Here is a 10,702-nt window from a genome sequence, read left to right as displayed (position 1 = left end):
CGGTGTCAGCGGGCCTCGGCCCGGACCGTGTCCTGGAGCACGTCGGGGCCGTACAGGTCCGTCACCCACGCGTCCTGGTAGACGGTGTCCAGGTAGCGGTCCCCCAGGTCGGGCGCGATGGCGACGGCCGACTCGCCGTCCGCCAGCGGGTGTTCGGCCAGGAAGGCCGCGGCCCCGCTCACCACCGTCCCGGTGGAGCCGCCGAACAGGAAGCCGTGCCGGGCCAGCCGGCGGCAGGCCCGGATGGTGTCGGGCTCCGCCACCATCACCACGTCGTCCACCACGGACTCGTCGAACAGCGCCGGGCGCACGCCGGTGCCGAGGCCCGGGATGTGCCGCGGTTCGGGCGGGCCGCCGAAGGTGACCGAGCCGACCGCGTCGACCGCCACGATCCGCACCGACGGCTTCTGTTCGCGCAGGTAGCGGGCGCAGCCCATCAGCGTGCCGGTGGTGCCCGCCCCCACGAACAGCGTCCCCAGGTCGGGGAACGCCTTGAGGATCTCGGGGCCGGTCAGCTGGTAGTGCGCCTGCCAGTTGTTCGGGTTGGCGTACTGGTTGAGCCAGAGGAAGCCCTCGTTGTCCGCGCACAGGTCGCGCACGTACTTGATCCGCGCCCCCAGCAGCCCGTCGACCGGGTCCGGCTTGGTGATGACGTGCACCTCGCTGCCGAACACCTCCATCAACTGGCGCGCGCCGAGGGTGCAGCGGGAGTCGGTGACGCAGATGAACCGGTAGCCGCGGCTGGCGGCGACCAGGCTCAGTGCCACGCCCAGGTTCCCCGAGGAGCTCTCCACCAGGGTCGACCCCGGGCGCAGCTGGCCGGACCGCTCGGCGGCGCTCACCATCGCGTGCGCGGCCTTGAGTTTGATGGAACCGGCGAAATTGAAGCCCTCGCACTTGAGCATCAGGCGTTGTCCGATGACGGTTTCGAGATTGACGAAGACATCGTCGGCATTGAATTCATACGGAGCGGAGATGACTTGAATGGGACACCGTCCACGTCGATATGGCCGGCGGGGTGATTCCGGGCCGGCTCGGATACAGCGGTGGATGCCTTCGTCGGTCACGCGTCCTGGAATCCCTTGCGGCGCCTGACCCGAAGGATCATTTCAAACGGCGCTGACGGGCAGTTGACCAGGCGCTGACCGATTGGCTTGCCTTGCTTGGCCCTGGGGGCGTTGCTAGCTTGTGGGCCGGAGGGTCACCGGCCCGACGGGCCGGGACTGACGGGAAGACACGGGGGTCGGATCATGCGCCTGGTACTCGCGGAAGACCAGTTCCTGCTCCGCGAGGGCCTGTCCCGACTGCTCGAACTGAACGGTTTCGACATCGTCGCCGCGGTCGGCTCCGGCCCCGAACTGACCGCGGCGCTGGCCGAGCACGAGCCCGACGTCGCACTGGTCGACATCCGGATGCCGCCCACCCACACCGACGAGGGGCTGCGCGCCGTGCTGGAGGCCCGCCGCCTGCGTCCCGGGCAGCCCTCGCTGATCCTCTCCCAGTACGTCGACCAGCTCTACGCGCAGGAGTTGCTGGCCGACGGCGACGGCGGGGTCGGCTACCTGCTCAAGGACCGGGTCTTCAACAGCGGTCAGTTCATCTCGGCCCTGCACCAGGTCGCCGCCGGCGGCACCGTGATGGACCCGGACGTCGTCTCCCGGATGCTCAACCACAGTTCGCAGGACCAGCAGATCGCCCGGCTCAGCGAGCGCGAGCGCGAGGTGCTCGGCTACATGGCCGAGGGCCGGTCCAACGCCGCCATCGCCGCGGTCCTGGTGATCACCGAGAAGGCCGTCGCCAAGCACATCAACAGCCTGCTCGCCAAGCTCGACCTGCCGCCGTCCAAGGACGACAACCGGCGGGTGATGGCCGTGCTCGCCTACCTCAACCGGGCCTGACGCCCCGTCGGCTCCCGGAGCCGGGCGGCCGCCGCCGCCCGCGGGACCCGCTCACCCGTCCACCCGGCCCGACAGCAGGCCCTGGAACAGGTTGAGGTGCTGGACGTTGCGGGTGCCCTCCATGAACTCCACCCCGCGCGCGTCGCGGACCAGCTTGTCGAGCAGCGGGTGGGTGACCCGGGCGGCGGGCGCGAGCAGCTCGCACGCCTCCAGCGTCACCTCCTCGGCCAGCCGGCAGGCCCGGGCCTTCGCCGCCGAGGCGAGGTACCCGTCGCCGGTGGCGTCCACGGCGGCCGCGGCCCGGTGGACGAGGGCGCGGGTGGCGCCGATCCGCCGGCCGATCCGCTCGATCCGCTCCCGGTCGGTGCCCCGGGCCGCGGCCCGGTGCTCCAGCAGCAGGTCGTGCGCCGCGCCGGCGATGCCCAGCGCGAGGGCGGCCACCGTGGGCCGCAGCCGGTTGAACACCTGGATGGAGGCCCAGATGCCGCGCCGGGTCGGCGACAGGTGCCGGCCCAGCACCCGCTCCGGGGCGACCCGCACCCGGTCCAGCGTGACGGCGCTGATCCGGGCGCCGCGGACGCCGAGCGAGTCGAGCGGTTCGGCCCGGTAGCCCGGGTCGTCGGTGTCCACCAGGACCGCCGTGACGCCGAGCGGTCCCGGCCGGGTGCGGGCGAAGACCGCGGCGATCCGGGCCCGCGAGGCGTTGCCCACGTACCGCTTGGCCCCGGTCAGTTCGAACCCGCCGTCGGCGGCCGGGCGCAGCACGGTGTCCAGCGCCGAGGCGTCGGAGCCGTGGCCGGGCTCGGTCAGGGCGAAGCAGGTCCAGGTGGGTTCCGCGAGCACCCGCCCGTAGAACCACTCCCGCTGGGCCGGGTCGCCGAGCTGTTCGACCAGGACGCCGGACATCGAGGGGCCGGGCGCGGCCAGCGTGGTGCCGATGTCGCCGCGGGCCAGTTCCTCCAGCACCACCGCGCGTTCCAGCGCGGACGTGCCCTCGAACCGGTGCGGTCCGATCCGCAGCGGCGGCCGGCCGAACTCGGCGGGGACGCCGAAGGTGCTCATGAAGCGGACCCCGGGCAGGTCGAGGTGGTCCGCGATCCGGTCGGGGTCCCGGTCCAGTTCGAGGGCGACCGCCGCGAACCCGGCTCCCCACTCGCGGGCCTGGTCGCGCAGCGCGGCCAGGCGGCTGTCCAGCTCGGTCACCGGGCTTCCTCCGCGTGCAGGTAGACGTCGGCCAGCAGTTCCGAGACGTGCGCGGTGGCGCCGGGGCCGTCGGCCAGGAAGCCGTGGGCGCCCAGCAGCCGCAGCAGGACCCGGCCGACCGCGGTGACCTGGCTGTGCAGGTCCCGCAGGACCGGACCGGTCAGCTCCCGCGGCGCGGTGGCGTCGAGCAGCGCCGCGAGCTCCAGCTGGTGCCCGAGCGCCTCGGCCAGCTGGCCCTTGACGAGCTGCTGCAGCAGGACGGTGCTCTCGCCGCTGGCCCGCTCGGCCAGGTGCGCGACGCAGTCGTCGCGCAGGCCCTGGAGCAGGCCGAGCCGCAGCCGCAGGAGCGCCGCCTGGTCGACGGCCCGCGCCCCGTCGCGGACCGCCCGCGGGTCGTGGACCAGCACGACCGCGCCGCCGGGCAGCGGGTAGCGGCGCACCGGGTCCGGGGCCGCGTCCCGCTCGGGCAGCAGCGCGTGGCCGGTCGGCCCGAGCGGCAGGGCGGCGCCGTGCGCCTCCAGCAGCAGGCCGAGCGCGGGGACGAGCCCCTCCGTCCGGGCCACCCGCTGGAGCTCGGCCGCCGGCGCGGGGGCCTGCGCCGTCGCGGTCACCGGGCCGGGGCGGGGTCGACGCGGCACACCGACAGGTCGCCCAGGACGGGGTCGTACTCGGCCAGCAGGACCGGCCCCCCGTCCGGCAGCCCCTCGGCGAGCAGGCCCAGCAGCGCGGTGCACGGGTAGCCGGCCTCCGCCCGCCGGGCGACGGCCCGGCCGGGGTCCGTTTCGAGACCGGGTCCGGCCAGCAGCCGCGCGGTGCCCCGCGGGTCCAGTTCGGCGACCAGGTCGCGCAGCGCCCGCCCGACCTGCTGCGGTTCCAACCCGCAGACCTGGCGCACCTGGTAGCCGTCCGGCCGGTCGGCGTCGACGGCCTCCAGGACCAGGACGGCCGCGCTGTCGCCGGCCAGGCGCAGCGGCCCGTCGGCCGGGAGCCGGTAGGGCAGCACCGCCTGGTCGAAGGCCAGCACCAGGGAGCGCCGGTAGCCGTGCCGGTGGGCGTAGCTCTGGGCCAGCGCGAGGGCGCTGAACGGGGCGGAGCGGCCCTGGTCGGTGACCGCGAGCAGCAGCGGGCGGCCGGGGAGCCGCTCGGCGAGGGTGGGCGCGGTCAGGGTGGTGGGCAGCAGGTCCGGGGTGGCGTAGGCCAGGACCATCAGGTCGGTCTCGGGCTGGGCGCCGAGCAGGTCGAGCAGTTCGGCGCCCATGTCCTCGAACCGGTTGCCGGTGGCGGCGTCGAGCGCCGCCAGGTCCAGGTCGAGGCCGGCGTGGCCGGTGTGGTCGGGGAAGAAGCTCCGTTCGACGGGGTTGTCGATCGGGGTGGTGCCGGTCGGGAAGAACCGGTGCGCCGCCGCGGTCACCGCGAGGCCCGGGTACCGGGCCGGGCCCCGCCCGGCGGCACCGGCCCGCTCCGGTGCTGAGATCGACATCCTCAGGCGTCCAGTTCGGCGGTGATGAAGTCGGCGAGCGACTGGACGGTGGCGAAGTGGCTCATCTCCAGCTCGTCGGTGTCGAACTCCCCGTCCAGCAGCTCCTCCAGGCGCAGCAGCAGGTCGAGCACGCCGGTGGAGTCCAGGCCCAGGGTGTCGAAGAGCTCGGTCTCGGGTGCCAGGTCGCCCAGGTCGCGCTGGAGCACGGCGCCGAGCGCCTCGGTGATGGCGGCGACCACCCTGGTGCGGTCGGTGGTCTCGATGGTGTCGCTCATGGGGATCGCGCCCTTTCGTGGCGTGGTGGCGTGTTGGCGTGGTGGCGTGCTGCGATCGGTGGTGCGGTGCGGTCGGTGGCGTGCCGCGGTGGCCTGCCGTCAGCCCTCGTCGACCAGGCGCTGCTTGCGCAGCAGGTCCTCGGTGCTGTCGGCCTCGCGCACCAGGTGGGCCCGCCCGTCCTGGACGAGGACCTCGGCGGGGTAGCCGTGGCTGAGGAAGAGCACCGGGGAGGCGCTCGGTCCGTAGGCCCCGGAGCGCTCGACCCCGAGCAGGTCGCCGGCGCGCAGGTTCGGCAGTTGGACCTTCTTGCCCAGCGTGTCGTTGGGCGTGCAGAGCGGGCCGGTGATGTTCCAGACCTCGTCGGCCGGCGCGTCGTAGCGGTTGAGCAGCCGGATCGGGAAGTTGCGCTTGACGAAGGAGCCGATGCCGACGGCCGCCATGTGGTGGTTGGTCCCGCCGTCCGCGACCGCGAAGTTCTCGCCCATCGAGGTCTTCGTGTAGCGGACCCGGACCACGTAGGTGCCGCTCTCCGCGGTCAGGTAGCGCCCGAGCTCCATGATCATCCGGGTCTGCGGGTGCGCCTCGGCGAACTCCGCCAGCACCGGGTTGACCCCCTCGGCCAGCAGCGCCAGGTCGAGGTCCCGCTCGCCCTCGAAGTAGGAGACGCCGAGGCCGCCGCCGATGTCGACCATGTCGAGGGCGAACTCGTGGTGCGCGGCGATCCGCTGGGCCAGTTCCAGGATCCGGGCGGTGTTCTGCACCACCGCGTCCTCGTTCAGGATCCGGGTGCCCATGTAGACCTGGACGCCCATCAGCCGCACGTGCTCGAACTGCTTGCCGAGCGGGACGCCCTCCATCAGCTGGGCCTCGTCGATGCCGAACTGGCGCGGCTTGCCGCCCATGGTCAGGCCGGAGCCCTTGACCGCGAAGCTGGGGTTGACCCGCAGGGCCACCGGGGCGACCAGGCCGAGCCCGCCGGCCAGCTCCTCGATCAGCTCCAGCTCGGGCAGCGACTCGCAGATGATCGCGTAGATGCCCTGGGTCAGGCACTCGGTCAGCTCGGCGCGGCTCTTGCCGGGGCCGAGGAAGACGATGTCCTGCGGCGGCACGCCGGCCCGGCGGGCGGTCAGCAGTTCGGCGACCGAGGAGACCTCGGCCCGGGCGCCGTGGCGGTGCAGCAGCGCGCAGATCGCGATGTTGGGGTTGGACTTCATCGAGAAGAACACTTCGAGCCGCGGGTGCAGCAGCTCGCGCAGGTCGGTGATCCGGCGCTGCAGCGCGTCGCCGTCGTACAGGTACAGGGGCGTGCCGAACTCCTCGGCGAGGGCGGTGACGCCCAGGCCCTGGATCTGGAATTCCGCGCTCATGGTGCTCCTTTCGACTTCGGCCGGGTCCTGCCCGCCGGATCCCGCCGGCCCGGCGCGCGTCGCCGGGCGCCGGCGGGGTCCGGCGGAGCGGCCCTAGGGCCGGGTGGGGGTGGCGGACGGCTCGATGCGGCCGAGCCGCTCGGTGATCGCGGCGTCCAGCGCGGCGACCTCCGCCGGGGAGTCGCCCATGACCAGGCCGTAGAGCCGGCCGTTGAACGGCGTGCCCGCGGCGGCGCCGGCGTTGACGGTGGCGAAGTTGTTGACCACCAGGCCGGTCCCGCCGGGGCCCCGGAGCAGCAGCCCGTCCAGCAGTTCGCGGACCGCGCCGAACGGCAGCGGCTCGGCGAGCGCCAGCGGGTAGTGCCGGGCCAGCGCGGTGCGGCCGGGTCCGAGCAGCTGCTCCTGGAGCCGGACCTGGTAGGTCGACATGTTGTTGCGCGCGTTGATCTCGATGACCGGGTAGAGGCCGCCGTCCGGGTCGGTCATCGCGTCCACGCCGACCACGCCGTGGAAGCCGTCGGCGGCGAGCCGGGAGCCCAGCAGCTCGGCGGCGCGGCCGAGTTCGGCGAGCTGTCCGGCGTCGAGGGCGGGCGGGAACCGGTGGCCCAGGTGGACGCCGTTGGCGGTGATGGCCTCCTTGACGAAGTCCAGGTGGACCGAGCCGTCGCGGGCGATGGTGAACTGGTAGTTGAGGTCGGCGACCTTGGCCACCCGCTCCTCGATCACGAAGGCGATCCGGTCGGTGCCGGCGGCCCGCGCGGCCTTGGCCACGATCTGCCGGGTGCGCTCCAGCCGCCGGGCGCTCTCGATCACCGAGATGCCCTTGCCGGAGACCCCGAGGGCCTCCTTGAACAGCAGCACGGCGCCCTCGTCCAGGAGGGCGGTGGCGCCGGCGACCGCCTCGTCGAGCTCGGCCGGGGTCCCGCAGGCCCAGCCGCGCGGCTGGCGCAGGCCCAGCTCGTCGGCGATCCGCCGGCTGTAGACCTTGCTGTTGACCGTCTTGCACAGGGCCGCGGACGGTCCGGCGATCCCGATGCCCGCCTTGGCCGCCAGGTCCTCCTCCAGCTCGGACACCCCGTGCGGGAGCAGCAGCGCGCCCTGCTCGCCGAGCCGTTCCAGGACGGCCAGCAGCCCGGGGTCGGCCAGCGCGTCCTGGGTGACCGTGTTGCCCGGCAGCTGGTCGGCCACCACGTGGACGGTGGGGAGCCGCAGGCCCAGTTCGCCCAGGTAGTGGAGGTACTCCCGGTCGGGGGCGGTCTTCAGCACCACGTGGTCGTCGGCGCCGCCGAGCAGCAGCGCGAACTCGTCCATCCGGTTGACCACCGCGGTGCTGCCGGCCGAGGAGAGCCGGGGCAGCCCGATCTCGCCGCGCGCCCACTGCTCCTCGACCTCGAAGTTGCCCAGGAACACCAGTGCGGCGCGGTCGTCCCCGGCCACCGCGGTCTTCAGCCGCCGGTTGAACCCCGGTCCGGTCATGCCCTGTTCTCCCGTCGCGTTCACGTTCAGTGCTCCACGACCATCGCGGCGAAGCTCGCGCCGAGGCCGACCGAGACCATCAGGTACCGGTCGCCGGGGCTGAGCCGGCCGAGGGCCTGGGCGCTGACGTAGTTGATGAAGGGGTCCGCGCCGAAGCAGTGGCCGGTCTGCGGGATGTTGTCCAGGAAGATCTGGTCGACCTCGACGCCGAGGCGGTCGCTGAAGCGCACCCAGGCGATCCGGTTGACGTTGTGCGGGAGCACCAGGGAGATGTCGCCGATGCCCAGGCCGGCCGCGGCCAGCGCCTCGTCGATCACGGCCATCAGCGTGTCGGGGTAGAAGGCGCGGAAGTTGGCGAACGCCTCCTCGGTCATCACCAGGCCGGGGTCGCCGGAGGAGACGGTCCGGGTGGCGAAGCCGAGCACCCGGTCGCGGGTGTCCGCGGCGGAGACCAGTACGGCCGCCGTGCCCTCGCCGGTGATGCCCATGCCGGGCAGCACCTGGGCCACCTGGGTGTACGCCTTCTCGCCGACCAGCACCAGGGCCAGCGCCTCCGGGTCGGGGTCCTCCGCCAGCAGCATGCCGGCCACGTCGACGGCCACCAGGCCCGAGGCGCAGGCCTGTTCGGTCAGGGCGAAGGTCTTCGCGTGCCGCAGTCCGCTCTCCCGGCGCACCTCGTGCAGCGCGCTGAGCGGGTAGGGCGAGGGGAAGCGCTGGGTCCGCGGCCGGATCAGGTAGCGGACCTTGTCCTCCCGGCCGCGCAGCGCGGTGAGCTTCCCGACCGCGGCCAGCAGGCTCTCGGTCTCGGTCTCGGCCTCGTCCCAGCAGATCTCGGAGAGGCCGAAGCCCCTTCCGTAGCGCCGCAGTTCGGTGTCTGTCAGGCCCAGTGCCCGCTGACGGTCCGTGATGGACACCTGGGTGGGCCAGTGGGTGGATACCTCGATCAGTGAGGTCACGGCTAGCCGGCTCCTCTCAGCCGCAGTCGACGGTTCGGCACGGTGCTCCGGGGCGGGCACCGTCGCGGGTACCGCCGGTCACCTCCGCGGCCGCCGGCCGGGTGCCGTGCCCGTGCACAGCTGTTCCCCGAGCCGTACGCCCAGGGCGACGGAGATCAAGCTAGTGGGCCGAATTGACAAACGACTGACCGAATACTGACCACGCGGCGATCAAGGATGACCACTCTCCCGTTCGCCCGCCGTACCGACCGATTCAGCTGATCTGTCATCAACTCACCTGTTTCACAAGGAAGATGATCAGCTAAGCTGCGATGGCTCGTCGGCCGGGCCGGGCCGGGGCCGCCTCCGGCGCGCTCGCGCTCCCGCTCCGACCGCACCCGCCCGGCCGCGCCCGCCCGGCCGCGCCCGGACGCCGCGCAGGAAGCACCCACACCCACTTCGAACCGAGGAACGCCATGTCCCAAGAGAGCCTGCTCTTCCTCAACCGGCCGGCCGTGCTCGCGTGCCTGGAGAAGTTCGACCCGGTCGAGGTCGTGGCGGAGGTCCTGCGCGACCAGGCCGCCGGACGGACCGAGATCCCGACCGAGGGCTACCTGCCGTGGCGCAACGGCAACGGCGCCTACAGCCGGGCCATCGCGATGCTGGGCGCCCTGCACCGCGAGACCTCCTCGGTCTACGGCATGAAGCTGATCAACGCGGCCGTCGACAACCCGTCCCGCGGCATCGAGCGGGCCGGCGGCCTGAGCTTCGCCTTCAACCCGGAGACCGCCCGGCCCGAACTGATCGCCGAGGCAGGGTACTTGAGCGCGATCCGGACCGCCGCCTACACCATGGTCAGCCTGCGCGAGCTCGGCCCCGAGCAGTGGGACGGCCTCACCCTGATCGGCACCGGCGCGCTGGCCCGGGCCCACCTGGACCTGCTGGTCCGCAACTTCCCCGAGGTCCGCCGGGTGACGGTGTTCGACCTGTCCGCCGAACGGTCCGCGCAGCTGGTCGCCTGGGCCGCCGGGCAGCACCCGCAGCTGACCGTCGCGGTGGCCGCCTCGGCGGCCGAGGCGGTCTCCGCCTCCCCGGTCACGGTCACCCTGACCACCAGCGACGACCCGTACGTGCCGGCCTCCTGGATCCGTCCGGGCAGCTTCCTCGCGCACGTCTCGCTGGGCGACCTGACGGAGGAGGTCTTCCTGGGCGCCGAGGCCGTATTCGGGGACGACCTCGACCTGATCGAGGAGAACCCGCGCCGGATCCTCGGCCGCCTCCTGCAGGAGGGCCGGGTGACCCGGCCGGGCACCGCGGCCGCGCCGGCCACCGGCCCCGGGCGGACCGTCGACGGCACCCTGGGGCAGGTGCTGCTCGGGCTGGTGCCCGCCGTCCGGCCCAGCACCGGCTACGTGGTCAGCAACCCGTTCGGCATGTCCATCCTGGACGTCGGCATGATCGACGCCGTCCGGCGCACGGCCGTCGAACTCGGCGTCGGGCAGCGGCTCGACCTGCTCTGACGGCCCGCGGGCGCCCGGCTTCCCCGCGTTTTACCGACGCACTGTCGAGACAACGCCGCCGGGCGGGATGTCGGGATTTTTGGGACGACGGATTCGGTAAAGTATTCGTTTGACCGTGTTAAGTTGATCCGGGCCGCATCTTCGACCGCGGGCAGCCCGGACCTGCTCACCCAGGAAGCACCAGGCAGTACCAGGAAACATTCAGCTTGCGTCCGCCCCTAGCGGCGGGTCGGACGTTCGGCGAAAGCACGGGGGCAATCAATGATCATCTGTTCGACCTTTTCTCCACCCGGGCGCTCCGACCGCCCGGCCCCATCGCCGAGGCAGTGCTGTCCCCTGTCGTAGCTCCGCGCGCCACGAAAGCACGCGACGGGCGGGCCGATGGCCCGCCCGTCGGCCTTGGGGCCCCTCCTGCGCACAGGCCGCGCACGACGGGAAGCGCGCCGGAGGACCAGAGGCTGCACCATTCCATACCACCCCATTGACTGCCTGTAGGGATCGGCACCGCCCAGCGGAGGCAAGCCGGGCGACACCTGCGCAGAATCTC

The 10,702-nt window shown here is 73.0% G+C and carries 10 protein-coding genes; 2 read left to right on the top strand and 8 right to left on the bottom strand.

The window, feature by feature from the left end; genetic code table 11:
- Positions 1–5 precede the first annotated feature (5 nt).
- Positions 6–986: a 2,3-diaminopropionate biosynthesis protein SbnA gene (gene sbnA, locus ABD345_RS07940; protein ID WP_344551327.1), complete on the bottom strand. Its 981-nt coding sequence runs from the start codon at positions 984–986 to the stop codon at positions 6–8.
- 264 nt (positions 987–1,250) lie between these two features.
- On the opposite strand from sbnA, the gene ABD345_RS07935 reads away from it, so the two are divergent.
- The gene (locus ABD345_RS07935; protein WP_344551176.1) at positions 1,251–1,898 is read left to right on the top strand and encodes a response regulator transcription factor; all 648 of its coding nucleotides are present in this window, start codon (positions 1,251–1,253) and stop codon (positions 1,896–1,898) included.
- Between the two features lie 51 nt (positions 1,899–1,949).
- Here the strand turns inward: ABD345_RS07935 and ABD345_RS07930 are convergent, their stop codons facing one another.
- The 7 genes from ABD345_RS07930 to ABD345_RS07900 all read right to left on the bottom strand — a co-directional run bounded on the left by ABD345_RS07930 (position 1,950) and on the right by ABD345_RS07900 (position 8,656).
- Complete coding sequence (locus tag ABD345_RS07930; RefSeq protein WP_344551175.1) at positions 1,950–3,101, bottom strand: acyl-CoA dehydrogenase family protein; 1,152 nt, start codon at positions 3,099–3,101, stop codon at positions 1,950–1,952.
- Positions 3,098–3,739 carry a hypothetical protein gene (locus ABD345_RS07925; RefSeq protein ID WP_344551174.1) on the bottom strand — a complete coding sequence of 214 codons (642 nt, stop codon included), beginning with the start codon at positions 3,737–3,739 and terminating at the stop codon, positions 3,098–3,100. Before ABD345_RS07925 ends, ABD345_RS07930 begins: the two co-directional genes overlap by 4 nt.
- Positions 3,709–4,581: a hypothetical protein gene (locus ABD345_RS07920; protein ID WP_344551173.1), complete on the bottom strand. Its 873-nt coding sequence runs from the start codon at positions 4,579–4,581 to the stop codon at positions 3,709–3,711. The genes ABD345_RS07925 and ABD345_RS07920 overlap by 31 nt, the downstream gene beginning before the upstream one ends.
- A 2-nt stretch (positions 4,582–4,583) precedes the next feature.
- Entirely contained in the window at positions 4,584–4,856 is a 273-nt protein-coding gene (locus tag ABD345_RS07915) for a phosphopantetheine-binding protein (protein WP_344551172.1), read from the bottom strand.
- A gap of 99 nt (positions 4,857–4,955) precedes the next feature.
- Positions 4,956–6,224: a diaminopimelate decarboxylase gene (gene lysA / locus ABD345_RS07910; protein WP_344551171.1), complete on the bottom strand. Its 1,269-nt coding sequence runs from the start codon at positions 6,222–6,224 to the stop codon at positions 4,956–4,958.
- A gap of 93 nt (positions 6,225–6,317) precedes the next feature.
- On the bottom strand, positions 6,318–7,724 hold the full coding sequence (locus tag ABD345_RS07905; protein WP_344551170.1) for a preATP grasp domain-containing protein: 1,407 nt from the start codon (positions 7,722–7,724) through the stop codon (positions 6,318–6,320).
- Positions 7,725–7,726: 2 nt separating this feature from the next.
- Positions 7,727–8,656, bottom strand: a complete 930-nt coding sequence (locus tag ABD345_RS07900) for a 3-oxoacyl-[acyl-carrier-protein] synthase III C-terminal domain-containing protein (protein WP_344551169.1) — start codon at positions 8,654–8,656, stop codon at positions 7,727–7,729.
- Positions 8,657–9,111: 455 nt separating this feature from the next.
- On the opposite strand from ABD345_RS07900, the gene ABD345_RS07895 reads away from it, so the two are divergent.
- Entirely contained in the window at positions 9,112–10,155 is a 1,044-nt protein-coding gene (locus ABD345_RS07895) for a hypothetical protein (protein WP_344551168.1), read from the top strand.
- Positions 10,156–10,702 lie beyond the last annotated feature (547 nt).

The sequence above is a fragment of the Kitasatospora saccharophila genome (genome assembly GCF_039529925.1).
Taxonomy (GTDB): domain Bacteria; phylum Actinomycetota; class Actinomycetes; order Streptomycetales; family Streptomycetaceae; genus Kitasatospora; species Kitasatospora saccharophila.
This window is presented reverse-complemented; position numbering and strand designations above follow the sequence as displayed.